The following is a 25,714-nucleotide window of genomic DNA, read 5'->3' as shown; positions in this document are numbered from 1 at the left end:
GTCACCGGTGGCCCGGTCCCGCTCCAGGCCACCGGGACGCAGCGTAAGAGCGCCCCTGCCCTACCCCGGGGAAGTCAGCCCCGCAACCACGCCTTCAAGGAGTTCCACCACCCCGTACGCCTCCTTCGGGCGGCAACCGGCAAGGGCACCACCGACGACAGCGGCACAGCGGGCTCGGCCGCGGGTGGCACACCACCGTCCGGCCCGCTCCCCTGATCCCGCTCGGTGTCCGCGAGGGCAGGGGCCGGACCGGCGGGCTCGGCCGAACCCGCCGACCGGGGCGCGGTGAAGGCCACCGGAAGGCTCGTCAGGTGCCGTGTCATCCAGCCCGACTTCCAGCGCAGCTGATCCTCGGGGATGCTCAGCCGTACGTCGGGGAGCCTCGCCAGCAGCGTGTCGATGCCGGTGTCGGCGATGGCGCGGCCGATGTTCTGGCCCGGGCACTCCTGAGGGCCGCTGCTGAAGGCGAGGTGCGAGCGGTTTCCGAGCAGCGGGACCGAGGGGTCCGGCCGGACGGCCGGGTCGTGGTTCCCGGCGGCCAGGGCGAGCAGCAGCATGTCCCCCGCCTCGATCTTCTGACCGCCGACCTCCGTGGCCACGGCGGCCCAGCGGCCGGGAATGGTCATCAGCGGCGGTTCGCTCCACAGCACCTGCTCCACCACGTCGGGCAAGGTCATCTGCCCGCCGGCCAGCGACGCGTGGCACCGGGGGTCGGTCAGCACCATCCGCAGGGTGCTCTTGAGGAGGTTGACCGTGGTCTCGTTGGCGGCGATGAGGATGACCCGCAGGTGGTTCCACACCTCCTCGTCGGTCAGCCCCGAGGAGTGTTCGATCAGCCAGGACGTGACGTCGTGGCCATGGCTCCCGCGCTTGCGCCGCACGAGTTCGGTGAGGGTCTCCACGATGAACGCGTTGCTGGCCACCGAGGTCTCGGTGCCCGCCACCATGTCCCTGCTGGCCGCGACCAGCCGGGGCCCGTACTCGTCGGGCATGCCCAGCAGCTGCGTCAGGACGAGCATCGGCAGGTGTTCGCAGAACTCCTCGGCCAGGTCCGCCTCCCCCCGCTCGGCGAAGCCGTCGATCAACTGGTGCGTGAAACGGGTGATGTGCCGCCGGATACCGCGGCGGTTGAAGCGCTCCAGGCTGTCGGTGACCGCCAGGCGCAGCCGGCTGCGCTCCTCGCCGTCCAGGAACAGGCAGACCGGCTGCCAGGCGATCATCGGGAGCAGCGGGGAGTCCGGCGGGACCCGCCCTTCCCTGAACCAGCGCCAGTTGCGGGAGTCCCGGCTGAACCGGGCGGGGGTACCGGCGACCTCCAGGATCTCGCGGTACCCGAGGACGAGCCAGGCCGGGAGGTCGCCGTCGAGCAGGACGGGCGCGACGGATCCGTGCCGCGCGCGCAGCCGCTCGTACAGGCCCATGGGGTCCTCGGCCGCCTCGGGGCCGAAGAGCCGTGCCAGTCCGTCCGTGGCGCCGGGCCGGGCGTGGGCCGGGCACTGCGGCGGCGGGGCGGGGGCCCACGCGGTGCGGGACTGTTCGGGGAAGGAGGAAGTCACCGTCGCTCCGGGTTCGTCGTGGTGAGGGCGTGCAGATAACGCATGAGGGTCAGCAGGCCGTCGCGGCTGGAGAGGCGTTCGCGGGCGTCGCAATCGATCACCGGCACCCCGTCGGGGATGTCCAGGGCCCCCCGGAGCTCGGACGCCGGGTACGAGGGGGCGTCCGGGAAGGCGTTGATGGCGACGATGAAGGGCACCCCGCGTTCCTCCAGGCGGCCCATCACGTCGAAGCTGTCCTCCAGCCGCCGGGTGTCGATGAGGACCACGGCGCCCAGCGCCCCTTCGAAGAGCCCGTTCCACAGGAACCAGAACCGCTGCTGGCCCGGGGTGCCGAAGACGTAGAGCACCAGCTCGTCGCTGAGCGTGATCCGGCCGAAGTCCATCGCCACGGTGGTCTCGTTCTTGCGCTCGACACCGGCGATGTCGTCCACCCCGGCGCCGGCCTGCGTCATGATTTCCTCGGTGGTGAGCGGCCTGATCTCGCTGACCGATCCGACCAGGGTGGTCTTGCCGACCCCGAAGCCGCCGACGATCACCACTTTCACCGCGGTGGTGACCGAGGCCGGCAGGGTGTCCTCGTGCCGGGGGCCGACGACGGGTTCAGAGATTCTGTAGTCCATGCATCACCGCCTCCAAGAGTTCGACGTCGGGCAGCGACTGGGTCAGCGCCGACGCCCGGGCCTCGACGTGCCCGCTCGCCAGGAGGTCCGTGAGCAGTACGGTGATCACTGAGACCGGCAGCCGGAGGTACGCGGAGAGTTCGGCGACGGACAGCGGGTAGTCGCACATGCGAACGATGGCGGCGAGTTCGGGCTGCATGCCCGGACCGGGTTCGTTGCGGCTGACGATCAGCGTGACCATGTCGAGGGAGGAGTTCCGCTCGGGCGCCTGCCGGCCCGACGTGATGACGTAGAGCCGCTCGGGCCCGCCCTCTTCCCAGGCCCGGTGCTGTTCCTGCTCCGGATCGCTCATGGGACCTGCCGGTCCGCCCGCGGCGGGCTGCTGAGGTGCTGCCCGATCCGGGCGACCAGATCACGCATCCGCTGCCCTATGAAGCCGGCGTCCACGTCGTCGTCGGCGAGCACCGCCAGATAGGCTCCCGCGCCGGCCGCCATCAGGTAGAAGAACCCGCCGTCGACCTCGACGACGACGAGTTTCATCCGGCCGTCGCCCCGGGGGAATTCCGAGGCGATCGCCGCCGACAGGCTCTGCAGTCCGGCACAGGCGGCGGCGAGGCGGTCGGCGGTGTCGTTCTCCGTACCGAACTGCGCCATGCACAAGCCGTCCGAGGACAGCACCACGACATTACGGGTCTGCGGGACGCTGGACGCCAACTCCTCCAGCATCCAGTCCATGTTGAGCCGCTGCTTTGTCGCCACTTGCTCACTCATCCTTGTCTGCTGGCTCATCTGCCGGCTCGGTCACTGCTCGGGCTCTTCGTCGCCCGGACTTCGGGGGCGCCGCGCCGGGGTCTCCGCCGGGGACGCGCCGCTGTTGCCGCCGGATTCGCCGTCCGAGGCACCGTCGAGGAACGCGGACATCCACAGCCCGGCCGGCGCGGAGTGACCGTCCGACGGGGGGCGGGGGGCAGCGCCCGAGGGCGTCGCCTGCTGCGGCCGTACGGACGGGATGACGGACCGGGTGCGCCGCCTGCGCTGCGGCAGCCCGTTGGCGGTGCGGGGCCCGTCGGCGGGCACCGGTTCCTCGGCGGCCGCTTCGGCCCGGTGCTTCGGGCCGCCGGGGTGGCGGGGCGGCGGCAGGCTGGGGGCCTTGGCCAAGGCACCGCCGGGCACCGGGGTCACGGTGATCAGTTCCGGCGGTACGACCAGGACCACCCGTACGCCGCCGTACGCGGAGACGCGCAGCGAGACCTTGAAGTGATTCGTGTGGGACAGCCGGCCGACCACGGCCAGGCCGAGTCGCGGGGACTCCCCCAGGTCGTCCAGGTCCAGTCCGCCGCCGGGGTGCTGGGCCAGGGCCCGCTCGGCGCGGATGCGGGCCTCGTCGGTCAGCCCGAGCCCGGCGTCCTCGATCTCGACGGCCACACCGGACTGGACCTCGGTCGCGGTCAGGTGGACACGGGTCTGCGGCGGCGAATAGCGGGTGGCGTTGTCCAGCAGCTCGGCCACAGCGTGGATCAGCGGCTCGGCAGCGCGGCCGAGAACTCCGACGTCGGCCACCGAGTGCAGGTCGACGCGCTGGTAGTCGGTGATCCGGGACATGGCGCCGCGCAACACGTTGAACAGCGGGATGTCCTTCTGCCACTGCCGCCCCGGCCGGGCACCGCCGAGGACGGCGATGCTGTCCGCCAGCCGGCCGATCAGCGCGGTCCGGTGGTCGAGGTGCAGCAGATCGCCGAAGACGTGCGGGTCCTGGCCGTGCCGGTCCTCCATCTCGCGGAGTTCCAGAGCCTGTTGGTGCACGATGGCCTGGACGCGCCGGGCGATGTTGACGAAGGCCCGCTGGGCGGCGTCACGCAGGTTCTCCTCGGCCTCCACGGCCTGGAGGACGTAGCGCAGCACCGCGTGGTGCGCGGCTTCGAACCGGGGGCTCACCCGCGACGCCTGGCCGGTGCTGCGCAGTACGTCCTCGACCGAATTGCCCTGCTGGAGCCGTGCCATGGCCGCCGGCAGGGTCTCCTTGGCCATCCGTACCGTCTCGACCTCCTGCTCGGCCAACTGCCGTTGCAGTGCGGCCTCTCTCTCGGCGTACTGCCTGCGCAGCGCGTCGATCGCGCGGCCCCGGCGCGCGGCCTTGAAGTCCGCGGCGGCCACGGCCGCGGTCGCGAGGACACCGATCCAGACGACGTGGGCACGGGCCTCCGAAGGCAGCAACGGAACAGCCACGGCCACACATATGGCCAGGAGCAGGGGTGGCAGCGGCCACCTTGCGGTGGAGGCCGGCCCCGGCCTCCCGGGTGACGCATCAGCACGAACCATCGGCAGCCTCAGAGCACTAAGGGAAGGGACAGGACGTCGTACACGGAAATTCACGTACGCAGGAAAGGCGGCGAAAATCGCGACGGGCGACCGTTGGTCCGCACATACCGAACCAGCACCGCAGTGCACGCCGAGCCGACCTGCCGCGCGCGGTTTCCGGGTTCCGAAACCCCGGCTGCCGCGCGCGACGGCGACCTCACGACAGCCGCCGGCACGATGCCGCAACTGTCACAACTCGCTGCGCGGCAGTGAGCATAGCGGGGCCCGATTGGCTCCGAGGGGCATGTGCACACAACACATGAATGCACTCATGTACGAACATCAGAAGAATCGTTTGGCGCCGGCCGTTCAAAGGAATCGCGGGGACGCGTGGCGATGGCGAAGCCAATGCCCGAATTCGCTGGTGCGCCCTCACATTTCGATCAGCGGCAGCGCCGCACGGGCAGTGCCGTCAGCAGCGCTGATCCGTCATTGTCCGAGAGGACGGCCGACAGCAAGCGATGGCCCGTCGTCCCTGCTCACGCCTGCCGTTCGCCGGCCACGCCCGACGGCCCGGCCCGTCTTGCGCGTTCCGGAAACGATCGACGTGACCGGACCGCCGGCTCCCTGCGGACGTAGCATCACCGCAAGTCGCCGAATGCATCTGCGGAGGAGAACTGTGACGGAACCGCGATCACCCCTCTCACGTCGTGCTCTTCTGGGAGCGGCGGCGTTCTTACCGCTGGCCGGATGCGCGAGCGGCGGGGCCACCGCCTCCCCGGCCGGTCCCGCATCCCCTTCCGTGCCTCCTTCCGTACCTTCCGAACGTCAACGCCACCGTCGCCTGAGCGAGTTGGAGCGGGAGTACGGCGCGCGTCTGGGGGTGTACGCACTGGCCACCGGGACGGGTGCGACCGTGGTGCACCGGGCGGACGAACGGTTCGCGTTCTGTTCCGCGTTCAAGGGGCTGGCGGCCGCGGCGGTTCTGCACGGCAACCCGCTGTCACACCTGGACACGGTCGTCACGTACACCGAAGACGATCTGATGAAGCACTCCCCCATCACCGGAAAACACGTGTCCACGGGAATGTCGATCCGTCGACTGTGCGATGCGGCGGTCCGCTACAGCGACGGAACGGCCGGGAATCTTCTGCTCCGGGACCTCGGCGGGCCGGGGAAACTGACGGCGTTCGCCCGCGGTCTCGGCGATCCGGTCACCCGGATGGACCGGACCGAACCCGCGATCACGCAAGCCACCCCGGGAGATCCGCGCGACACCACGTCTCCCCGCGCCTTCGGCACCGACTACCGAAAGCTCGTGCTGGGGACCGTACTGCCGGCCGACAAGCGCGAATTCCTCCGCGACCTGCTGGTACGGAACGCCACTGGAGCACAACGCATTCGGGCCGGTGTTCCGAAGGACTGGGTGGTGGCCGACAAGACCGGGACCGGGGACTACGGCACGCTCAACGACATCGCCGTCGCATGGCCGACGGGATCCGTACCGCCGCTCGTCATCTCGATCATGTCCAGCAAGCCCGCCAAGGACGCCGCGTACGACCAGCGGCTCCTGGCCCGGGCCGCGGAATACGTGGTGGCCACGCTCACGTGACTAGATGTGGAAGCGAGTGGTCTCGTGGAGTTCGGCGCGGGGAACGGAAATGTTGTTGATGGGGGCGGAGGTGTCCGCGTATCCGAAGGAGATGCCGAACAGCAGCTTGTTGTGCTGCGTGCCGTTGGCGTCGCCGCTGAGGCCCAGTGATTCGCGGACGGTGTCGGCGTAGAAGCTCAGGAGGCCCTGCGGGCAGCTGGCGATACCGTACGCCGTCATGGCCAGCAGGAGCGTCTGGCCGTACATGCCGAGATCGGCGGCCATGCGTTCTTCGGCATTGGGCGGCAGGAACAGCAGCGCGACATGCGGAGCCCCGTAGAAATTCAGGCTCTCGACGGTGAATGCCGCACGCTCTGCATGGTCGTCGCGGCCGATGCCCAGTGCGCCGTACATCGTCGCGCCCGCCTCGTGGCGACGCTGCGCGTACGCGCCGGTGTACAGGTCGTCCCGGTAAGGAAAGTCCAGTGACATGCGCTGGTCGGCGTGTGCGGCGGTCAGGTCCGCGCTCAGCCGGTCCCTGGCCGCGCCGCTGACCACTTCGACATGCCAGGGCTGTGTGTTGGAATTGGAAGGAGCCGCACCGGCCAGGGTGAAGACGGTGCGCATGGTGTCTTCGGGCACCGCTTCCGGGGCGAAGGCACGGGTCGCGCGCCGGGCGCGTATCAGGTGTTCGGCGTGGGCGGGCGCATAGGTGGCCGTACTCATGGGATTCTCGTTTCGTACGGGTGCGGGTGTTCGGGACCGATGTGGTGGTCACGTCACTGCTCCAGAAAGGAGTCGATGAGGCGGTCGGCCGCTTCTTTCAGCGCGGCGGCGGACTTCTCGGCCGCGTAGATCTGGGTGGTGACGCTGGCGCCTTCCACCAGCATCTGGAGCATGTAGCCCAGGGTGCGGTGATCGCGTACCGGCAACTGCGCGACGAGTTCCGTGAGCAGTTCCAGGTAATCGAGCTTCAGCTCGTCGACGGCGACGCGTACCGGGTGGGTGCGGTCGGGGAATTCGACGGCGGCGTTCACCAATGGGCAGCCCCGGTATCCGGGCTCACTGATCTGGTCGGCGATGGTGGCGATGACGTGACGGAGCTGCGCCGCGGGGTCGTCCGGACAGGCGGCGCGTGCGGTCTCCAGCCAGACGCGGGAGGGCACCGCCTTCGATTTCACATAAGCCAGCGCGAGACCGTCCTTGGACTCGAAATTGCGGTAGATGCTCGGCTTTCCGACGCCTGACCGCTCCGCGATCTCGGCCACGCCCGCGGAACGGATGCCTTCCCGGTAGAAGAGATCGCACGCGGTCTCCCACACGCGCCGGCCCGCCGGCGAGCGCCACTGCTGTTCGTCTGTCATCGGAACTCCGGTTCACGGTTGACAACGCAGGCGTACCGATCGGTACGCGGGAGACAGTACCGATCGGTACGCGGGGCGTCAAACAGTGGCCGGGGAGGCTGAAGGGAGAGCACGGGAGGGACTTGAGCCGCTCACCGGGAAGAGGCGGGTGTGTGTCAGCCGGGTGTGGCAATCAGCCGGAAGCGGCGGTGAGTTGTGTGAGGTCCACCGAGTCGGCGCCCGGGGCCGGAGCCGGGACGAGGAGGCAGACACCGGCTACGGCTGCGAGTGCCGCGGTCAGGCAGGCTGCGCCCGTACGTCCCCTGGCCCAGCGGGCCTTGAACCGTGCGGGGTCCTCCACCAGCACCTTGGACAGCCATCCGGCGGCTAGGGAAACCGCGAGGAGGACCGCCGTCCGGGCCCAGCCGCCGAAGCCGAGGACGTCCTCGGAGAGGAGCAGATAGATCGGCCAGTGCCAGAGGTAGAGGCTGTAGGAGACGGCACCCAGTTCGCGCAAGGGCCTGCTTCCGAGGAGACGGCCGACCGGACCGGCGGGGGTGTGTGCGAGCAGGGCGATCAGCAGGGCCGCGGCCAGAGCGTGGAGGAAGAGGCCGCCGCGGAAGAGGAAGGGGTCGCTCGGACCGCCGGTCAGGCACCAGTGGGCGCCGAGGCCGCACACCAGAGCAGCACAGAGGCAGTTGGCCAGGCGACCGGGCGTCCTCGACAGCAGACGGCGTACCGGACCGGTCGCCATCAGGGCGCCCAGCAGCAGCGAGAAGGCGCGGGTGTCGGTGCCCTCGTACACGCGCGTGGTGTCCGGGCCGTGCGCGAGGGCGATCATGACCACCAGGGAGAGAACGGCACCGGACGCGGCGATCAAGGGCACGAGACGACGCGTGGTGCGCCTCCGGGCGAGGACCGCGACCACCACCGGCCAGACGACGTAGAACTGCCACTCGACCCCGATGCTCCACAGGTGACTGAAGACGCGGGTGTCGCCGTCGTTCCAGTAGCCGACCTGGTCGCTGATGAAGTGCCAGTTCGTCGCTTGGAGCGCGGCCCACGGGCCGTCCTCAAGGGCGAAGCCCAGCAGGTACGGCGGCCCGGCCGCCCGGACGAGGAGCAGCACCGCGACGATCATCACGGTCAGCGCGGGCAGCAGACGGCGTACCCGGCGTTCCCAGAAGGCCGCGAGGCCGACCGTACCGTTCCGGTCCGCGGCCTCCTTGAGCAGCAGGCCGGTGATGAGGAAGCCGGACAGGACGAAGAAGAGGTCCACGCCGAGGAAGCCGCCGTCGAAGTGCCCGGCGTGGAAGAACAGCACCCCGAGGACGGCGAGGCCGCGCAGACCGTCCAGGGGCGTGATGTGCCGTCCGGTCGCGCGCGGCCCGGGGCGGCCGTGGCGGCGGGAGGGCGGTGGGGAGGATGGCGGGGAAGGCGGCGCGGCCGCAGATGTCGGCATGAACGGGTCCTTCTGGGGCGGCGAGAAGGGGGGCGGGTGGGCGTTGCTGTCGTTTGGGGCAGGCGGCAGCGACGGCGTCGGGGACTGCAACGGCAGCCGCAGCGGCAAGGCAAGCGCCACAGCGGCAGCCGCATGCAGGAAGTCTTACGGGCTCACCCGCACTTGAGCTGGCCGTAGACCTTGTCGCCGGTCCACGAGCCCTTCGCCCACCGGTCCACGGCAGCGGGCGTGAAGGAGTACTGCTTGCCCAGCTGCTGCCCGAACCAGTTGGCGAACGCCGCGGAACCCTGCTGGCAGGAGTGGATGCCGTCCTTGCTGCGCTGGGCCTTGCCCGCGGCGCTGTCGGTGCCCCACAGCGCGGAGGCGTCGAGGAAGCGCACCTGGTCCGCATTCTTCTCGGCCGCCTCCTTGGCCGCCTTCGGCGCCGACGCGATGGCGGCCTCGTGCCCCTTGTAGAACTCGTCGACCTTGAACGGCGGGGCGGAGACGATGACGAGTTCGGCACCGGCGTCCTTCGCGGCCTTCGCGAGGCGCTCGTACGAGCTGCTCTGCTGCTCCGGAGTTCCCCAGTCGTAGGTGGTGACCTGGTAGGCGATGACGTCCGGGTGGAAGGAGCCGACCGCCTTGGACAAGTCCTTGAAGGTGCTGTCGGCGAAGTCGGCGGTGGGGCCCTCGCCCTTGACGACCGTGCCGCCGCCCGCGGAGGCGATGGACTTGAAGTCCACGCCACCGGCCTTCATGGCGGCCCCCAGGGCGGGGGCCTCCGCCTCGGCTATCGAGTCGCCCATCCAGAGCAGCTTGGAGAGGCGCTTCCCGCCCTTGTTCTCCGCGGGCGTCGCGGCGGCGGACGCCGAGGCACCGTCGCTCTTGCCGGACGCGGAGTTTCCACAGCCGGTGAGGGCGAGAAGGGAGGCGCCCACGACGAGCAGGGCCCCGGCGGCCATGCCCGGGGTCTTCAGCCCTCCGGAGCGCCGCACCGGGGCGGTGAGCGTGACGGACGGGGCGGCGGGGGCGGAGGTGGCGGACTGCTGCGAGGGGGACGGGGTCTGGTCCATGTGCTTGCTGTGCATGCTTCGAGGCAATCACGGCGCACAGGCGATACCGGCGCTCGTCATCTGCCGCTCACATATCGCGGGACTGCCCGTCATACGGCGCTCACACGGTGACCGCAATCCGGGCCCGGCCGCCCCCTTGATCACCGGCCGGGTGCACTCGTAGTGGGGCCGGAAGGACGTCGGAAGGGTTACGAGTGAACCAGCGCAGCGACGCCTGCGTGAGGAGGAAGCCGTCACTGAACCGGGGCGACGGGTCACCACCGCAGTCGTGCCACGCACGGTACTTCTCGACGAACCAGGCGAGCAGTCCGGCCGGCGAGCCGGGCAACCAGTAGCTCAGCGCGATGACCATATGACGGGCTGGCGCCACCTGCCCCTCCCTCCGGGCGCCCTCCCTACGCCGACCTGCGGTAGGCCCGGAACGCCCGCGTGGCCAGGAAGCCCATCGCGAGAGCCGCAGCGGCGAGCAGAGCCAGGTGCGCCCAGACCGCTCCCCGGTCGGCACGGGCCAGCATCGCTTGCCGGGCGGCGGCGACCGCCCATTCCACGGGGTTGCAGGCGGCGACGTTCCCGACCCAGCTCGGGGCGAGGCGGAGGTCCATCACGGCGGAGCTCAGGAACATCAGCGGCAGGGTGGTGAACTGGGAGATGGCGATCAGCGTGGCCTGCTGACGGGTCAGCAGGGCGACGGCGCTGGACAGTGCCGAGAAGATCAGCGCCAGCAGCACCGCGGCGAGAACGGTGACGCCTGCGCCGGTGACACCTCCGGGGAATCGAGCCCCGGCGGCCAGGGCGACGGCCACGACGCCCAGACTCTGCGCGACGGTCTGGACTGCCTGGTAGGCCAAGCCGGCACCCATCATGGCGCCCCGCCCGACCGGCGAGGTGAGCAGCCGGTCCATCACGCCCCGGTCGATGTCCTGGAGAAAGGTCGTCCCCGCCCACGCGCTCGCGAACAGCGCGGTCATCATGACCACCCCCGGCGTGAGGAACTGGAGGAAGCCACCGCTGCCGGCCGTGAAGCCGGGCAGGCTCACCACGGAGCGGAAGAGCTGTCCGAACAGCAGCAGCCAGATGACCGGCTGCACGAGTCCGATGACGAGGAAGGCGGGCGACCGCCGCAGGGTACGCAGCAGGCGGCCGGTGAGGTGAGCGGAGTGGGCGATCGCGGTCAGCGCGCGCGGGCCGGCGGGGCCCATGTGTGTGCTCGTCACTTCGTCGCCTCCAGACCCTGCGAGGCGCCCAGGCCCTGCGAAGCGTCCAGCCCCTTCGAGCCCTCGGCTCCGGTGGCTCCGGTGGCGCCGGCTGCTCCGGTGGCTCCGATGCTGTGGCCGGTGTGCCGGAGGTAGACGTCGTCGAGGGACGGGCGGGCGAGCGTCGCGGAGGTCACGGCGACGCCCGCTTCTTCCAGTGCGGCCAGCACGGGCGGCAGCGCGCGGGCCCCGTCGTCGGTACGGCCACGGGCCGTGCGCCCGTCCACGGTGATCTCCCGCAGTTCCGGCACCCGTTGCAGCACTGCCTGTGCCCTGCCGTCGGCCTCGGCGAGCTCGATGTGCACCGCGTCGCCGCGCAGTCCGCTCTTCAGCTCCTCCGGGGTACCGGTGGCGACGACCGTACCGTGGTCGACGATCGCGAGCCGGTCGGCCAGGTGGTCGGCCTCGTCCAGGTAGTGCGTGGTGAGCAGCACCGTCATCCGCTCCTCGCCGGCCAGCCTGGTGATCTCGTGCCACAGCTCCGTACGGGCCTGGGGGTCGAGGCCCGTCGTCGGCTCGTCGAGGAACAGCACCTGCGGACGGTGCATCAGCCCGAGCGCGATGTCCAGTTTGCGCGCCATGCCGCCGGAGTACGTGCGCACCAGCCGGTCCGCGGCGTCGGCCAGGCCGAACCGCCGCACGAGTTCACCGGCCCGTGCCCTGGCGTCCCGGCGGGGCATCCCGTGGAGGCGGCCGGCGAGCAGCAGGTTCTCGGTCGCGGTGGCCATCGGGTCGGTGCCGGGTTTCTGGGCCACGAGCCCGATCGCCCGGCGTACCCGCTCCGGGTGGGCCGCCACGTCGAGGCCGGCGACACGGGCCGTTCCCGAGTCGGCGGCCGCCAGTGTGGAAAGGATCTTCACCGTGGTGGACTTGCCCGCCCCGTTCGGACCGAGCAGTCCGAAGACGGTCCCCCGCGCCGCGGCGAAGCTCAGTCCGCGCAATGCGGTGACGGGAGATTTGTTCCGGCCCGTCCGGTAGGTCTTCACGAGTTCAACGGCTTCCAGTGCCGTTGCAGCCTGCTGTACCGCAGCCATCGCCGCACACCTTTGTCAGATTCGGTGTGACTCCCACCTTCCTGGTGTCACTGGACACGAGGAGGCTGAACGGCGAGGGACGGCGAAGGCTGAACCCTACGGTGAGATGTCGCGGCGAGACGGTAACAAGAGGGCGCGTGGGTGGCAAGCCCGGGTGAGTAGCGTGCGGGTGTGAACGGCGAGCGCGCCTCCGCCGCGACGCGGCCCCGTCAGCGGAGCGCGCGGGCCAGTACGTCGCGGTGCGCACCGACCCACGCGAAGGCGTCCCGCACCTCGGTGACCGCACCGGCGTCACGGAGGCGGACCATCGCCGGATCGCCCGCCCGGGCGGCAGCTTCGATGCCCCGCCGGCAACGGTCCTGCCACCACAGGATCGCGGGGATCAGCCCGTCCCGGTCGGCCAGACCGTACGCGTCGGCGACCAGCCGCAACCGCCGCGCGCTGTCGGCGACATCCTCCACGCGTGGCCCGAGGCCGATGTACTGCCAGCACACGTGGGCGACGTCGTGGACACGTGCACCCGGCGCCGCCAGGTCCCAGTCGATGAAGGCCACCGGGCGCAAGGTGCCGCCGACCGGCCTGTAGACGGTGTTCCTGGGCGCGAGGTCGTTGTGGCAGACGACTTCGTGCGCTCCGGCCAGGCCGGTGCCGGCCGTCACGTCGTGGAATGCGCGTACGAGCCGGGCGACCCGCTCCAGGGTCTCCGCCGCGTACACGGCCGGCGGCTGCTCGCGTTCCCAGGCCACGTGCCCGTCCAGGTAGGTGAGCATCTCGCGCCCGTACTCGTCGATGCCCAGGTACCGCGGCGCGCCGGGCCAGCCGCGGGCCTCGAAGAGCTTCAACAGTTCACCGACGAAGGCGGTACCGGCCGAGGCAGGACGGCGCACCGTGGCGCCGACCCGTACGACGTGCTGGACGAAGCCGCCCGGCAGCGGCGCTTCAGACATTCTGCCGCTGTGGAAGGCTGCCGGTCGTGACGTTCGTGGTGCCCGTGATGCCTGTGGTGACCGTGGTAGCTGAGGCGTCTGTGGCCTCCGTCGCGGCCGTGCCGTCCGTGCCGCTCGGCTCGGGCCATGCGAGGACGGTCAGTTCGGGCCACTGCTCCTGCCACCGGGCCGCCTTCGCCTCGTAGACCGACCGTGGCGCGAGGACGGGGTTGGGGCGGACGACGAGGTTGAAGACGTCCGACAGCCCGTGCGGCGCGTACACCCGCCATCGGCCGTCCTGCTCCGTGCGCACGCCCAGGCAGCAGGTCGTCGCGGCGAATCGGTCGATGGCGGCCTCGGTGGAGTCGTACGGCGGGCAGGCCACGCCGAACTTGTCCGCGTACCAGAGATGGACGCGGGCCTCGTTACGGATCTCGACCTCGGCCGGCAGACCGGTGAAGACCTCGCGTCCGGCCTCGATGACGGCGTCCTCCGCCTCCCAGGAGAGGTCCGTGTCGTCAAAGTAGAAGACGTCGTAGTCCTTGATGCCGGCGGTCGGCGGTCTGCCCGTGACCACGTTCCACACGGTCTGGAAGAGACATCCCGCTGTCACGTACCACCCGGGCAGGCCCAGCGTCGCGGTACGCGACAGCACCTCCGTCAACACCTCGTTGCGGGAGAGCGTCGCACGCAGGGAGTCGAGTTGCCGGTCGAGAGGGAGTCTGCTGATCACCGGCCCTTGCCTATCACATCCCGCCCGGCCCTCCGCCTGCTCCTACGTCCCTCGCGCCCCGACCGGCTCGGCGGCATCGCGTTCGGCGGCGCGATGGGCCAGTTCCGACCAGTTGTCGGCGTACGCGCGGGCCAGCTGGGCGACGGTCCGGCGGTGACCCTGCGGAAGACCCTCCGTGATCTTCTCCCACTCCTCCGGGCTGACGGTGTGGATGCCGAGCAGCCGCAGCAGGGTGCGGCCGGTGTCGCTGTAGCGCAGGGCGGGGTCGCCCTTGAGCCGGTTCACGACGCGGCGCCGGTCCGCCACGGGCATCCTGGTGCGAGCCACCGGTCCGCCGGATGCCGGGCGGGGCCTTTGCCCCGGGAGCCTTCCGGGGCCACGTCCCTGTTGCCCGCCGCGCTTGCCACGCGCGGCGAGCAGGGGCTCTTCCCCGCGGCGGATCCGGTTGCGTACGTCCCGCGCCGTCTCCGGGGAGATGCCGGTCCGCTGCGCGATCTGCCGGAGTGACAGGTCCGGGTCCGCAGCGATGAGTTCGGCGGCCTGCCTGCGGCCCTCCGCACCGTCGAGCGGGCGGAAGCGGCCGTCCTGGCCGACGCGGCCGCGCTCGGCCGCGCCGCCCGGCATCCGGCGGCGGACCTTGGCCACCGTCGCCGGTGCCACTCCCGTGATCGAGGCGATCATCCGGTTCGACCAGATCGGGTGCGAGGCGATGATGCGCTCGGCCGCGCGCTTGCGGTCGGTCTTGGTCAGCGGCAGGCCGTGGCCGGTGTTGGACTCGACGGCGAGGACGAAGGCGTCCGCGTCGTCGCCGTCGAAGAACCGTACGGGGATGGTGGACCAGCCGCGTCGCTGGGCCGCCCGCAACCGGTGTGCGCCGTCGATGACGCGCAGCGTGCCGCGGTGGACGATGATGGGTGGCAGCGGTGCGTCGGCGACCGCCAGCAGTTCGATGTGCTCCTGGTTCTCTCCCGAGATCCTCGGCGAATCGCTCACCGACAAGGCACTGATCTCGACGTCGACGACCGTGTGCAGGTCGACCTGCGACTGCCCAGGTTCCACTTGCCCCTCCTCGGTCCGTATGTCCCGTTCGCTCTCCGGTTGCGGAGCGGCGGACGGTTTACGGGTGGGCCGGTCCCGCCCCGCGCTGCCGGGGTGCGACCGGTGGGTGCTGTACCGTTTCTGCCTTTCGGGCTCCCGCATCTTTCGGGCGCTTACGCCATTGGCTTCACAGCCTTTCGCCTTTCGGCTTCCCGTCTTTCGACCTTTCGACCATTCGCCTGGGGGCCGCAAAAAGGCGGGGAGCGAGAACGGTTCCGGAGCGGCGGAGCGCATCCGCTCGTATGCGCTCCCCCGCTCCGGCCCCGCTCGGCGCGGCGGGCCGGAAACCGATGGCCCGTCCCCAAGCCGACGGCCCGCCGCCGCGCCGCCACGGCCGGGTAGTTCCAGGTGGCCGCGGTCTCACGGCATCTTCGGCCGGAACCCGCCCGGCTTTCCGTGCCGGGCGTTCGTGGCTCGAAGACGCCGTTGTGCTGCTGATGCTGAGCTGGTGCGCCGGAGCAGGGAAGGGGGCGCTTGTCCAGGACTTGTCCAGCACTTGTCCGGCCTGCTCAGGGCGGCGGTCGGCCCCGTATCCGGACAATTCCGGGGAGACTTGTCCGATGAGAATTCCCTTGTATTCATCCGGAACGGCACGGGTGCGTACGGGTCCGTGCCGGGTCCGTACGGCGTCCGTACCGAGCGGGGGGGCCGCCGGCCGGCCCCGCGCCCGTACGGATACAGATACGGATACGTCTCCGTCTCGGTCCGCGGCTAGCTCCGCGCGCCGAACACCTGCGTCCACGTCGGCCCGCCGGACGTGTCGTGGGTGCCTATGCCGATTTCCTTGAAGTCGCAGTTGAGGATGTTCGCCCGGTGGCCGGGGCTGTTCATCCAGCTCTTCATCACCTCGTCGGCGGAACGCTGTCCCCTGGCGATGTTCTCGCCGTAAGTGCTCCACCGGTATCCGGCGGCCGTGATGCGGCCACCCGGGTCCGTGCCGTCCGGGCTGGTGTGGTCGAAGTAATTCCTGGCGTCCATGTCCTGGGAATGGCGCCGGGCCGCGGTGGCGAGCTGGTCGTTGGCGCGGACGGGAGAGCAGCCCTGTTTGGCGCGCTCGGAATTGACCAGAGTGGTGACCTGCTGGGCGAAGGCCGACCCGCCGCTTCCGGAACCGGAGGCCGGGACGGGGGCGGGGGCGGCGGAGGACGGGCGCGGTGCCGGGGTCGTCGGTTCGGAGGAAGCCCGCTTCTTCCTCGGGGTGTGCGGCTCCTTGGAGGACGATGCGGACGGCGACGGGGTGGGGCTCGGGCTGAGGCTCGCCTTGGAGGGAGACGGGGTGGGGGTCGTCGCCGAGGGCGTGGCCAGGGGTGCCGACTCGGGTTCCGTCGCGGCCCGTGAGGTGCCGGGCTCGTCGTCCGGACCGCCGGTGATCAGCGGCAGCGCTCCGCCCACCGTGGCGAGGGCGGCCGCCGCCACGGCGGCCGCGGTGACGGCGCGACGGCGGCGGACCCGGCGGCTCTCCCGCAGTGCGTCGCGGAGCTGGGCGCGGCCGCCTCCCGTGGCCGGTCCGGTGGCCGGGGACGGAACCGCTCCGCCTGTCGCCGCGGACATGGCGGAGGCGGACTGCTGGGAAGCGGCGGCCGCGAGGACCGGGGTCTCCATGGTGTCCGGCGCGAGGGCGGCGGCCAGGGGCACCAGGGCCAGGCCGACGAGCAGCCGGTCGGCGGGTACCAGCCCGGACGAGAAGGAGGAACAGACGGTGCATTCGCGGGCGTGCCGCGCGATGCGCTTGCGCCACAGCGCGGAGGGCACCCCGTCCCACTGTTCGGTCACCGTGTCCAGCAGGACGCACCGCGGTGCGGCGGACAGCGCGCGGACGACCACACGGGAGGCTTCGAGCTGGGACTTCATCCGCTGGACCCGTACGGCCGTGTGCTGGGGCGTCAGCTCCATCGCGGCGGCGACCTCCGCGCGGGTCAGTTCGCCGGCCGCTTCCAGCCACCACAGGGACAGCAGCGCGCGGTCGCCTTCGTCGAGCCAGCGGGTGGCTTCGGCGACCTCCCGGCGCTGTCCGGACAGGCCGAGGCGGACGATGGTCAGTCCGACGAAGTCGGCGCGGGGGTCGGGGACGTCGTAGGCGTCGTCCAGGCCACCGGCGACGGGGGCGGCCTGGTCCTGCCGCCAGTGCGCCCGTATCTGGTTCATCGTGATGGCCACCAGCCAGGACCGGAAGCTGCCCGGGTCACGGAGGTCGCCGAGGCTGCCGAGGGCCCGGAGCATCGTCTCCTGCGCCACGTCGTCCACGTCCGCGTGGCCGTGCAACGCGCGTCCCACGATGTTGTACACCAGGGGCATGGACGCGGTGACGAGCTGGTCCCTGGCCTGCCCGTCCCCCGCCTGCGCGGCCGCAATCACCGCAGGATCGAGTTCGCTGCTCACGCTCTGTCCACTCTCTTTCGGCTCGGGCTTGTTCCGTCCCACACACAGGAGATGCTGCGGGGGCGGCGCCGATAACAGAAATCGAGCAATCGTCCGTCAGATGCGTACGGGGTGGCGGAAGGCGGGTGCGGTGCCCTCCGGGAGGGGCGACGGGATGTACCGGGAGTACGGCCCCCGAGAGCGGACTCGCCCCGTCCGCTCCCGAAATGTCAGGGAAAGGCTGGGGGAAAACCTGGGGGAAGAGTCGGGGGAAATGGGCCGCCGGGTGCATCCTTCGGCGTGACTCGTGCGTCTCACGAGGAAGCCACCCTCTCATGTGGCCGTACAGAAGCGGCATTTGGAGAAAACACGTTGAAAACTGGCATCAAGGGCGTACGGCGCCTGTCCGCGACGGCCGTCACCGCCGCGGGAGCCGTTCTGCTGACCGGGACGTTCGCCGCCCCGGCCCAGGCCGCGGCGCCCAAGGCCGCCCCGGCGAAGGCCGCGGTCAAGGCCGCGGCACCCAAGGCCCCCGCGATCACCGCGGCGGGCGGTTTCGTGATGAACAACGGCAACGGCAGGACGGCCTTTGCCAAGGCGGCGGACAGCCGCCGTTCCATGGGGTCCACCACCAAGATCATGACGGCTCAGGTGGTGCTGTCCCAGAAGAAGCTCAACCTGGACACCAAGGTCACGGTCGACAAGGCGTACAGCGACTACATCGTCGCCAAGACCGCCTCGTCGGCCCGGCTCATCGTCGGTGACAAGGTCACCGTCCGCCAGCTCCTGTACGGGCTGATGCTCCCGTCCGGCTGCGACGCGGCGTACGCGCTGGCCGACAAGTTCGGCACCGGGTCCACCCGGGCGGCGCGGGTGAAGTCGTTCATCGGCCAGATGAACACCGCGGCGAAGAACCTCGGCCTGAAGAACACGCACTTCGACTCGTTCGACGGCATCGGCAACGGTGCGAACTACTCGACGCCGCGTGATCTGACGAAGCTGGCCTCCAGCGCGATGAAGAACGCCACGTTCCGCAGTGTCGTGGGCACCAAGTCCACCAAGCAGAAGGTCACGACGAAGAACGGCGGCTACCGCTACATGTCGTGGACCAACACCAACGACCTGCTCGGCGGCTACGCCGGCACCATCGGCGTCAAGACGGGTTCGGGCCCGGAGGCCAAGTACTGCCTGGTCTTCGCCGCCACCCGGAAGGGCAAGACGGTCATCGGTACGGTCCTCGCCTCCTCCTCGGTGGCCAACCGCACCGCCGACGCGAAGAAGCTGCTGGACTACGGCTTCAAGGTGTGACCCACGGAGAGGGCCTGTCCGCGGCATCCGGCCGCGGGCAGGCCCTTTCCCTTGCCGCCTTCCGGGACGGCAGGGCCGGTTGGATGCCCTCCGGTGGTGGGGGTGTCCCCAGGCCGGGGACGGGGGCCGGCCGCATTCTCCGCGCGGGGGCGCGCTTCTAGCGTCCTTGCTCATGACCAACTCCGTACGGACGCTTCCTCCCTCGCCGCCGGACCCGCCTTCGCCCCCGGACCCGCATGCGTCCCAGGCCCGTCCCTCTCCCCCGGCTCCGCGCCGCCGTGGACTCCTGGTGTTCCTCGTCGTGGCCAACCTGGGCATGTGGGCAGCCATGGCGCCCCTCCTGCTCACGGGTTTCCGACGGGAGAGCGCCCGGTCGGTGACCGGCACACTGGAGGAGGTGTGCATCTCGGCCGCGATGTTCGCACCGGCGCTCGCCGCGCTCCTCGTCGTCCGCTACGTGGACCGCACCGGCCGGATACGGGACGTCCTCGCTCTGCGGTGGCCCCGGCCCCACGGCCGCACCGTGCGCTCCTGCCTGCTGGCCCTCGCGGTACCGGCGGCGCTGACCGCCCTCGCGCTCGGCGTCGGAGCCGCGGCCGGGCACTATCCCTTCGGTGTGCGGTGGGAGGCCGTCGCTCCCTGGGCCGCCGCCGTGCTGCTCCAGATGCTGGTCTCGCTGCCGCTGTTCTTCGGCGAGGAACTGGGCTGGCAGGGCTATCTCTTCCCCCGTCTGGCACGGGAGGGCAGGGGCGCGCGCCTGGTACGGGCGTACGTGGGCACCGGCGCCGCCTTCGCACTGTGGCACCTGCCCACCCTGTTGATGGGCGGGCAGTACCCCGGCCGGCCCTGGTACGTGTCCGTACCCGCCATGGTGATCAGCTGCGTACTCATTCTGCCGGTCTTCACCTGGCTGCGGCTGCGCTCCGCGTCGGTGGTGCCCGCGGTCCTCGGCCACACCTTCGTGAGCACTGCGGGCGTGGGCATGGTCAAGGTGTGCGCCGCTCCGGACGCTCCCCTGGACCCCCTGCACATGGGGCTGACCGGCTGGCCCGGCTGGATCGTCACGGCCGTGTTCGTCGTCTTCCTCGCGCTGACCGGGAGGCTTTGCCCGTCCACGTACGCCCCGGGCGGCCGCCGGCACCCGTCAGCGCCCCGCCCGTACCCGGGTGCCGGGGCCGCCGCGGCCCGGTGAGCGGGCTCCGTGCGCAGGAGACTGCCACCTGTGCTTCTCCCGGCCGGGGCGGAGCCCGTCAGTCACGAGTCGGGGCGGCCGTTGTCGATCGGGGACAGTTGCAACCGGTCGGGAGCTGTCGCAACCGGTCGGGAGCTGCTGTCACTGGTCAGGAGTTGCTGTCACGGTTTCGTGGTGGCCGAGGCGGGAGGCGGCGGACCGGCCGGAGGCGACGGAGGCAGCGGATTTCATGCGTTCCTCGTCGTACTGCTTCCAGTCGGCGGGCGGCCAGGTCGCCTCGGGAGCCGCGAGCGACCGGTCGATGTGCTCCCGCAGCCCCTCGCCGAAGAAGTCGGACACCTGCCGTACCAGCTTCAGCGCCTCGATGGTGCCCGAGCTGAGGGGCCTGGCCATCCGGTCGGTGCCGCCCGGCACGCTGCGCGGGGCGACGTGCGCGTGGTGCGCCGCCCGCAGCGCGTGGCTGTGCAGGCCGGCGCACGCGTAACCGACCGCCAGGGCGATCCGCCGCACCGCGTCGTCCACCCCTCGGGCCAGCTCGCCGGCGCCCAGGAGCGTCTGGTGCGGGCTGCCCGGCCCTTCGAGTCCGTCCGCCGTGCGGGGCGGCAGCTTTTTCTCCTCGGCGTCGAGCAGCCGGTGCGCCCGTTCCATGACGGTCGCGACGAAGGCCAGCTCTTCCAGGTCGATGGAGTGGGTCATGGCGGTCCTCCCGTGCCGTGTGCGTACAACGGCACCGTAGGGACGGCCGGTCCCATACATGACCCGATCCGCCAAAAGCAGACCCATTGGAGTTACGGACGGACCTGCCGCCGGTACGCCGGTGGCCCGTCAGTGCGCGATGGAGTCGATGAGGTCGCGCGCTCCCTGGCGCAGCAGCGCGACGGCGACGGATGTGCCCAGAGTGGCCGGGTCGAGCGGTCCGGCCCACTCGTGTGCGTTGAGCACGGTCTTGCCGTCGGGGGTGAACACGCAGGCACGCAAGGACAGTTCACCGCTGCGCTCGGTCTTCGCGTACCCGGCGATCGGCGAGTTGCAGTGGCCCTGCAGAACGTGCAGAAACATCCGTTCGGCGGTGGCTTCCCGGAAGGCGTCGCGGTCGCCGAGCGCGCTGACCGCGTCAATGGTGCCGGTGTCGTCCTCGCGGCACTGGAGGGCCAGGATGCCGGCGCCGATGGGCGGGCACATCGTCTCGGCCGGCAGGATCTCGGTGACGACGTCGCGGCGGCCGATGCGCTCCAGCCCGGAGACGGCCAGCAGAAGGGCGTCGGCGTTCCCCGCGTGCAGCTTCTCCAGGCGGCGGTTGGCGTTGCCGCGCATCGGCACGCACTGCAGGTGCGGGTACGAGGCGGCGAGCTGCGCGATACGGCGTACGGAGGAAGTGCCGACGCGCGTGCCGTCGGGCAGCTGGTCGAGGGTGAGCCCGCCGGGGTGGATGAGGGCGTCGCGGATGTCGTCCCGTTCGAGGAAGGCCGCGAAGGTGGTCCCGGCGGGCAAGGGGCGGTCGGCCGGGATGTCCTTGACGCAGTGCACGGCGAGGTCCGCCTCCCCGGCCAGCAGTGCGGCGTCCACCTCCTTGGTGAAGGCGCCCTTGCCCCCGAGTGCGGACAGGTCGCCCATCCAGCGGTCACCGGACGTCGTGACGGGCACGACCTCCGTACGGATTCCGGGGTGCCGGGCGGCCAGCTCGCCGCGTACGCGCTCCACTTGGGCGAGTGCCATGGGAGAGGAACGCGAGACGATTCGGATCAGTTCAGGGGCGGACATGGCGTACACCCTAGGGCGTCGGGGCCCGGCTCCGGCTCGGCGGACACTTGGACACGGGGCGCAGGGGAACTCTTCCTCGTCCGGCTCCCGCTCTTCGCTGTTCATGCCGCCGCGGCGGTGCCTAGGGTGACGATCACGGACTTCTTCCCCGATCCCTGCACAGACATCGACGGTAACGGGGCCGAGGCCGGGACACCGCTGCTGTTCGCGCTGATGAGCGGGTACGGGCATGCCATCGCCATGCAGGTCAGGGGCGGCCAGGTGCGCGGGCTGGGGTTTCACCTCGCCCGGTTGGACGCGGCCACCCGTGAACTCTTCGGTGAGCGGCTGGACGGTGACTGACCTGGTATGCGAACGGATCCGGCACGCGTTGGGCCGGAAAATCTCGCGCGACGCTTCCGTACGGGTGTACGTCTACCGACCGCAGCCGGGGGACGGCCCGGTCACGCGGGTGACCGTACAGCCACCCGCGCCGGAGCCCGCGGCCGCGCGACGGCTCCGCAGCGTTCCCTACCAGCGGCCCGCGGCCCACATCAAGCACCTGGGCGAGTTCGGGCAGGGCCTCCACCTGCGGCAGGTCATGGCGGCCGGATTCGACGAGGGCCTGCTGGTGGCGCCGGACGGTACGCCTGCTGGTGGCGCCGGGTCGCCGAGGGCACCGTCACCAACGTCGGTTTCGTCGCGGGCGGCCCGGTCGTCTGGCCGGACGCACCCGCCCTGTAAGGCACCACGATGCTGGTGCTCCGTCAGGAGCCGGCACGCGCCGGCGTGCCCTGGCGCGAGCAGGCCGTGCACCGCGACGACCTGGCGTCCTTCGACGGCGCCTTCGTCAGCAACTCGCGTGGTGTCGCCGCTGTCGCGCTCGTCGACGACGTCCCCTTGCCCGCGGACGCCGAGCTGGTCCGTACGGTCACGGACCTGGCTGGTCCGTACGGTCACGGACCTGGCTGGTCCGTGCGGTCACGGGCCTGTACGCGGCCGCGCCCTGGAACGCCATCGGGAACTGACGGGTGGTGAGGCGCTGACGGGTGGTGAGGCGGGGCCGTGGAGAGGGGACCGCGGGGGCACCGTCACCCCGTTCGCCCGTCCCGGCGTGCGGACCGGCGGAGGCTGGGTCAAGGTCATCTCGTCAGGTCCACCCACCTCAGTCTCAGGAGAGTCACATGCTTCGTAACGTCGCGATCACCCTCGCCGGTGTCACGGCGGCCGGTTTCCTGGCCGCCGGGCCCGCCGCCGCCGACCCGGGCGGTGGCGCCGCCGCGGCAGGCGCGTACGGCTCCGGCGGCTACTCGTCGGAGAACACCCTCGGCGGGTACCGCCACTACAACGTCGGCGGCCCCTCGGGTGTCACCGCCACCGGAGCCGCCTACGCCCACAGCAAGGCGAGCGGCGAGTTCGACTACGGCCGCTACTTCAAGGCCGTCTGGCGCTGACCCGGATACGCGTCGGCGCGCCGACGGCCGCGTCCCGCGTCCTTCCATGGTGCGGGGGCGGGCAGGCACCGTCCGGTCGCACGCCGACGGCCCCGTGGCACCGGCTGTCACCTCCCCTTCACGCACGTGTCCGGACGCCCTTCACCGGGCATCCCGACGGCGGCCGCTGCCACGCACCGAGCCTGCCGCACCGCTCCAGCACTCCGTGGCGGATGACGGAACGCAGACAGAGCGGCCCCTGCCGGAAGCTTCCGGCGGGGGCCGCTCCGCTGCCCGGACGCCGGCGCCGGTCAGCCGTTCCGGCGCTGTCAGCTGTGGGCCTGCTCCGGGGGCTCCAGGACCAGGACGGGAATCTCGCGGTCGGTCTTCTGCTGGTAGTCGGCGTAGTCGGGGAACGCCTCGACCGCGCGCCCCCACCACAACGCCTTCTCCTCCCCCGTCACCTCACGGGCCACCAGGTCCGTGCGGACGGGGCCGTCCTGCAACTCCACCCGGGGGTCCGCCACGATGTTGTGGTACCAGACCGGATGCTTGGGAGCACCCCCCAGCGAGGCGACGACGGCGTAGCGGCCCTCGTGCTCCACCCGCATCAGCGGGGACTTGCGGATCTTGCCCGACTTGGCGCCCCGGGTCGTCAGGACGATGACCGGCAAACCCCGCATCGTCGTTCCCTTGGTGCCGCCGCTGCTCTCGTAGAGCTCGACCTGGTCCCGTACCCACTTCTCCGGGCTCGGCTCGTACTCGCCCTCAAGTGGCATGGCATCCGTCCCATCGTCGCATCGTCGTCCGCCCGGGCGGGCGGGGTGTCGTGGTGTCGCAGGGTCCCGTCCGCGGGCGGGATCGACCTGACCTTTCCTCAACACCGGGGGCGTACGCAATCATCCCGCGGGGTGTCGTGGCCGGTGACGGGCCGGAACTACCGCACCGCCGGAACTACCGCGCCGCCGGTGCTCCCGCGCCGCTCATGGCTGCCTTGTGCTGGCGGCCCGCCAGACGGGAACCGGATTCGCGTCGGGTGGTCCTGCGCAGCAGCGGTACGGCGAGGAGGAAGCCGACGACGGCCCACGCGGCGAGGACCAGGGCGACCATGGGCAGCTGCCAGGAGCCGGACACCTCGGCGGCGACGGCGCTGTCCGGCAGCAATGCCGACCGTAGCCCCTGGGCCAGCCACTTGAGCGGGAACACCGAGGCTATCTGCTGCACGATCTGCGGCATCCGGGACAACGGGAACATCGTCCCGGAGATCATGAGCAGCGCCATGGAGGGCAGCACGATCAGGGCCAGCGCCTCACGCGGGTTGGGCAGGACGGCGCCGATGGCGGCGCCGAGCGGCACGACCGCGAGCAGTCCGAGGCCCGTGACCCAGAGCAGGGTGAGCCACTGCGCGGGACTGGCCGGCAGCGGGCCGTCGGCCAGCGCCGCGCCGGCCACGAGCAGCACGACGAGACTGCCGACGGCCGTGCCCAGGATGAGCAGCGCCTTGGCCACCAGGTACGCCGGTATGCCGCCCGGGGTGGCCCGCAGCCGCAGCAGCGCGCCCTCTTCGCGTTCCGTGACGAGCATCTGCGGAACGGTCAGCGTGCCGAGCTGGAAGAGCAGATAGGCGCAGAACCCGACCAACATCAGATGGCCCATCGACAGCTCCGTGCCGGGCACGGTGCCGCTGATGGTCGTGGCGAGCACGAGCGCCACCACGACGTTCGCCAGATGGCCGCTCAGCTCCTTCTTGCTGCGCAGGAGCTGGCGCAGCTCGATGCCTCCGCGCCGGCCCCCCGCCCGCAGGATGCGCTGCGGTCCTGTCCCCCTCATGCGGCACTGTCCTCTCGGTCCCCGGAGTCTTCCGGGTGTCGGTTCTCGGTGTTCACCATGTGCAGGTAGGTGTCCTCCAGCGTCGGGCGGCGCACCTCCAGGTCGGCTATCGGTCCGCCGATGTCGCGGTGCAGTTCCCACACCAGCTGGGAGGGGTCTTCGGTACGTTCCCTGCGCGGGGTGCCGTCCTGGGCCGTCCAGCGGACCTCGGCACGTGCCGCGGCCTGCCGGGCCAGTTCGGCCGGGGTGCCGCAGACGCGGATGCGCCCGTCGACCAGCACCGCGATGCGGTCGGCGAGGCGTTCGGCCTCGATGAGGTCGTGGGTGGTGAGCAGGACCGTGACGCCCTCGTCGGCGGCGAGCTTCTCGACCAGGACGTGGAAGTCGTAGCGCGCCTCCGGGTCGAACCCGGTGGTGGGCTCGTCGAGGAAGAGCAGTTCGGGGCGGCCGACGATGCCGAGGGCGACGTCGAGGCGGCGGCGCTGGCCGCCGGAGAGCCTGCTCACCAGCTGGTCCGTCTGCGCGGTCAGACCGACGACGTCGAGGAGTTCCTTCGGGTCACGCGGGTCGGGGTAGTACTCGGCGAAGTGGCCGACCAGCTCGCCCACCCGCCATCTGCCGTGGTCGCGCCAGGACTGCAGGACGAGGCCGAGCCGTCCGCGCCAGGCGTCGTCCCCGCGCACCGGGTCCGTGCCGAGCACGCGCACGTCACCTGACGAGCGCCGGCGGAAACCTTCGAGTATTTCGACGGTGGTGGTCTTCCCGGCGCCGTTCGGCCCGAGCAGGGCGAAGATCTCGCCGCGGTGGATGTCCAGGTCGACGCCTTGCAGCACTTCCCTGGAGCCGTAGGTCATGCGCAGGTCGCGGGCCCGCACCACGGGCTC

General features: G+C 71.1%; 26 protein-coding genes and 1 pseudogene. 6 read left to right on the top strand and 21 right to left on the bottom strand.

The window, feature by feature from the left end; all coding sequences use genetic code 11:
• Nucleotides 1-74: 74 nt before the first annotated feature.
• The 5 genes from OEIGOIKO_RS40650 to OEIGOIKO_RS40630 all read right to left on the bottom strand — a co-directional run bounded on the left by OEIGOIKO_RS40650 (nucleotide 75) and on the right by OEIGOIKO_RS40630 (nucleotide 4,495).
• Complete coding sequence (locus tag OEIGOIKO_RS40650; protein ID WP_125058273.1) at nucleotides 75-1,556, bottom strand: cytochrome P450; 1,482 nt, start codon at nucleotides 1,554-1,556, stop codon at nucleotides 75-77.
• Nucleotides 1,553-2,176 (bottom strand): GTP-binding protein, encoded by a 624-nt coding sequence (locus OEIGOIKO_RS40645; RefSeq protein WP_125058272.1) that lies wholly within the window; start codon nucleotides 2,174-2,176, stop codon nucleotides 1,553-1,555. Before OEIGOIKO_RS40645 ends, OEIGOIKO_RS40650 begins: the two co-directional genes overlap by 4 nt.
• On the bottom strand, nucleotides 2,157-2,528 hold the full coding sequence (locus OEIGOIKO_RS40640; protein WP_125058271.1) for a DUF742 domain-containing protein: 372 nt from the start codon (nucleotides 2,526-2,528) through the stop codon (nucleotides 2,157-2,159). Before OEIGOIKO_RS40640 ends, OEIGOIKO_RS40645 begins: the two co-directional genes overlap by 20 nt.
• A complete protein-coding gene (locus OEIGOIKO_RS40635) occupies nucleotides 2,525-2,911 on the bottom strand; it encodes a roadblock/LC7 domain-containing protein (protein ID WP_032926094.1) in 387 nt (128 codons plus the stop codon). The genes OEIGOIKO_RS40640 and OEIGOIKO_RS40635 overlap by 4 nt, the downstream gene beginning before the upstream one ends.
• Before the next feature lie 66 nt (nucleotides 2,912-2,977).
• On the bottom strand, nucleotides 2,978-4,495 hold the full coding sequence (locus tag OEIGOIKO_RS40630) for an ATP-binding protein (RefSeq protein ID WP_125058270.1): 1,518 nt from the start codon (nucleotides 4,493-4,495) through the stop codon (nucleotides 2,978-2,980).
• Nucleotides 4,496-5,132: 637 nt separating this feature from the next.
• Here OEIGOIKO_RS40630 and bla point away from each other — a divergent pair.
• Nucleotides 5,133-6,086: a class A beta-lactamase gene (gene bla / locus OEIGOIKO_RS40625; RefSeq protein WP_125059602.1), complete on the top strand. Its 954-nt coding sequence runs from the start codon at nucleotides 5,133-5,135 to the stop codon at nucleotides 6,084-6,086.
• Here the strand turns inward: bla and OEIGOIKO_RS40620 are convergent, their stop codons facing one another.
• From OEIGOIKO_RS40620 to OEIGOIKO_RS40570, 11 genes and pseudogenes are all read right to left on the bottom strand, one after another.
• The gene (locus OEIGOIKO_RS40620) at nucleotides 6,087-6,791 is read right to left on the bottom strand and encodes a nitroreductase (protein WP_125058269.1); all 705 of its coding nucleotides are present in this window, start codon (nucleotides 6,789-6,791) and stop codon (nucleotides 6,087-6,089) included.
• Between the two features lie 53 nt (nucleotides 6,792-6,844).
• Entirely contained in the window at nucleotides 6,845-7,429 is a 585-nt protein-coding gene (locus OEIGOIKO_RS40615; protein WP_125058268.1) for a TetR/AcrR family transcriptional regulator, read from the bottom strand.
• Nucleotides 7,430-7,601: 172 nt separating this feature from the next.
• Complete coding sequence (locus tag OEIGOIKO_RS40610; protein WP_125058267.1) at nucleotides 7,602-8,870, bottom strand: acyltransferase family protein; 1,269 nt, start codon at nucleotides 8,868-8,870, stop codon at nucleotides 7,602-7,604.
• A gap of 152 nt (nucleotides 8,871-9,022) precedes the next feature.
• Nucleotides 9,023-9,940, bottom strand: coding sequence for an SGNH/GDSL hydrolase family protein (locus tag OEIGOIKO_RS40605; RefSeq protein WP_125058266.1), 918 nt, complete (start codon nucleotides 9,938-9,940; stop codon nucleotides 9,023-9,025).
• Between the two features lie 85 nt (nucleotides 9,941-10,025).
• Nucleotides 10,026-10,295: a hypothetical protein gene (locus OEIGOIKO_RS43415; RefSeq protein ID WP_246177914.1), complete on the bottom strand. Its 270-nt coding sequence runs from the start codon at nucleotides 10,293-10,295 to the stop codon at nucleotides 10,026-10,028.
• Nucleotides 10,296-10,320: 25 nt separating this feature from the next.
• Nucleotides 10,321-11,139: an ABC transporter permease gene (locus tag OEIGOIKO_RS40595; RefSeq protein WP_218040043.1), complete on the bottom strand. Its 819-nt coding sequence runs from the start codon at nucleotides 11,137-11,139 to the stop codon at nucleotides 10,321-10,323.
• Nucleotides 11,136-12,212: an ATP-binding cassette domain-containing protein gene (locus tag OEIGOIKO_RS40590; RefSeq protein WP_125058265.1), complete on the bottom strand. Its 1,077-nt coding sequence runs from the start codon at nucleotides 12,210-12,212 to the stop codon at nucleotides 11,136-11,138. Before OEIGOIKO_RS40590 ends, OEIGOIKO_RS40595 begins: the two co-directional genes overlap by 4 nt.
• 209 nt (nucleotides 12,213-12,421) lie before the next feature.
• Nucleotides 12,422-13,159, bottom strand: a complete 738-nt coding sequence (locus OEIGOIKO_RS40585) for a phosphotransferase (protein ID WP_125058264.1) — start codon at nucleotides 13,157-13,159, stop codon at nucleotides 12,422-12,424.
• Nucleotides 13,160-13,265: 106 nt separating this feature from the next.
• Nucleotides 13,266-13,871: pseudogene (locus OEIGOIKO_RS40580) on the bottom strand (nucleotidyltransferase family protein); the annotation flags it as partial.
• Between the two features lie 42 nt (nucleotides 13,872-13,913).
• Nucleotides 13,914-14,930: a ParB/RepB/Spo0J family partition protein gene (locus OEIGOIKO_RS40575; RefSeq protein WP_125058262.1), complete on the bottom strand. Its 1,017-nt coding sequence runs from the start codon at nucleotides 14,928-14,930 to the stop codon at nucleotides 13,914-13,916.
• A 750-nt stretch (nucleotides 14,931-15,680) separates the two neighbouring features.
• Nucleotides 15,681-17,348, bottom strand: coding sequence for a sigma-70 family RNA polymerase sigma factor (locus OEIGOIKO_RS40570; protein WP_125058261.1), 1,668 nt, complete (start codon nucleotides 17,346-17,348; stop codon nucleotides 15,681-15,683).
• A 351-nt stretch (nucleotides 17,349-17,699) separates the two neighbouring features.
• Between OEIGOIKO_RS40570 and OEIGOIKO_RS40565 the strand changes: the two genes are divergently transcribed.
• Complete coding sequence (locus OEIGOIKO_RS40565; protein ID WP_125058260.1) at nucleotides 17,700-18,635, top strand: D-alanyl-D-alanine carboxypeptidase family protein; 936 nt, start codon at nucleotides 17,700-17,702, stop codon at nucleotides 18,633-18,635.
• Between the two features lie 289 nt (nucleotides 18,636-18,924).
• Entirely contained in the window at nucleotides 18,925-19,827 is a 903-nt protein-coding gene (locus OEIGOIKO_RS40560; protein ID WP_246177913.1) for a CPBP family intramembrane glutamic endopeptidase, read from the top strand.
• 141 nt (nucleotides 19,828-19,968) lie between these two features.
• Here the strand turns inward: OEIGOIKO_RS40560 and OEIGOIKO_RS40555 are convergent, their stop codons facing one another.
• A complete protein-coding gene (locus tag OEIGOIKO_RS40555) occupies nucleotides 19,969-20,523 on the bottom strand; it encodes a hypothetical protein (protein ID WP_174857276.1) in 555 nt (184 codons plus the stop codon).
• 129 nt (nucleotides 20,524-20,652) lie between these two features.
• Nucleotides 20,653-21,588, bottom strand: coding sequence for a hydroxymethylbilane synthase (gene hemC, locus OEIGOIKO_RS40550; RefSeq protein ID WP_125058259.1), 936 nt, complete (start codon nucleotides 21,586-21,588; stop codon nucleotides 20,653-20,655).
• A gap of 126 nt (nucleotides 21,589-21,714) precedes the next feature.
• On the opposite strand from hemC, the gene OEIGOIKO_RS40545 reads away from it, so the two are divergent.
• The 3 genes from OEIGOIKO_RS40545 (at nucleotide 21,715) to OEIGOIKO_RS40535 (ending at nucleotide 23,021) form a co-directional block, all read left to right on the top strand.
• Nucleotides 21,715-21,930, top strand: a complete 216-nt coding sequence (locus OEIGOIKO_RS40545; protein ID WP_125058258.1) for an aminotransferase class IV — start codon at nucleotides 21,715-21,717, stop codon at nucleotides 21,928-21,930.
• 390 nt (nucleotides 21,931-22,320) lie between these two features.
• Nucleotides 22,321-22,605 carry an aminotransferase class IV gene (locus tag OEIGOIKO_RS40540; protein ID WP_125058257.1) on the top strand — a complete coding sequence of 95 codons (285 nt, stop codon included), beginning with the start codon at nucleotides 22,321-22,323 and terminating at the stop codon, nucleotides 22,603-22,605.
• Nucleotides 22,606-22,751: 146 nt separating this feature from the next.
• Nucleotides 22,752-23,021 carry a hypothetical protein gene (locus tag OEIGOIKO_RS40535; protein ID WP_125058256.1) on the top strand — a complete coding sequence of 90 codons (270 nt, stop codon included), beginning with the start codon at nucleotides 22,752-22,754 and terminating at the stop codon, nucleotides 23,019-23,021.
• Between the two features lie 308 nt (nucleotides 23,022-23,329).
• Here OEIGOIKO_RS40535 and OEIGOIKO_RS40530 read toward each other — a convergent pair whose 3' ends face one another.
• The 3 genes from OEIGOIKO_RS40530 to OEIGOIKO_RS40520 all read right to left on the bottom strand — a co-directional run bounded on the left by OEIGOIKO_RS40530 (nucleotide 23,330) and on the right by OEIGOIKO_RS40520 (nucleotide 25,684).
• Entirely contained in the window at nucleotides 23,330-23,779 is a 450-nt protein-coding gene (locus OEIGOIKO_RS40530) for a nitroreductase family deazaflavin-dependent oxidoreductase (RefSeq protein WP_125058255.1), read from the bottom strand.
• A gap of 175 nt (nucleotides 23,780-23,954) precedes the next feature.
• Nucleotides 23,955-24,830: an ABC transporter permease gene (locus OEIGOIKO_RS40525; protein ID WP_125058254.1), complete on the bottom strand. Its 876-nt coding sequence runs from the start codon at nucleotides 24,828-24,830 to the stop codon at nucleotides 23,955-23,957.
• Nucleotides 24,827-25,684 (bottom strand): ABC transporter ATP-binding protein, encoded by an 858-nt coding sequence (locus OEIGOIKO_RS40520; protein ID WP_125059596.1) that lies wholly within the window; start codon nucleotides 25,682-25,684, stop codon nucleotides 24,827-24,829. Before OEIGOIKO_RS40520 ends, OEIGOIKO_RS40525 begins: the two co-directional genes overlap by 4 nt.
• Nucleotides 25,685-25,714 lie beyond the last annotated feature (30 nt).

The organism is Streptomyces paromomycinus (assembly GCF_003865155.1).
In the GTDB taxonomy this organism is placed as follows: Bacteria; Actinomycetota; Actinomycetes; order Streptomycetales; family Streptomycetaceae; genus Streptomyces; species Streptomyces chrestomyceticus.
Note: the sequence above shows the minus strand (reverse complement) of the source record. Positions and strands in the feature narration are given on the sequence as shown.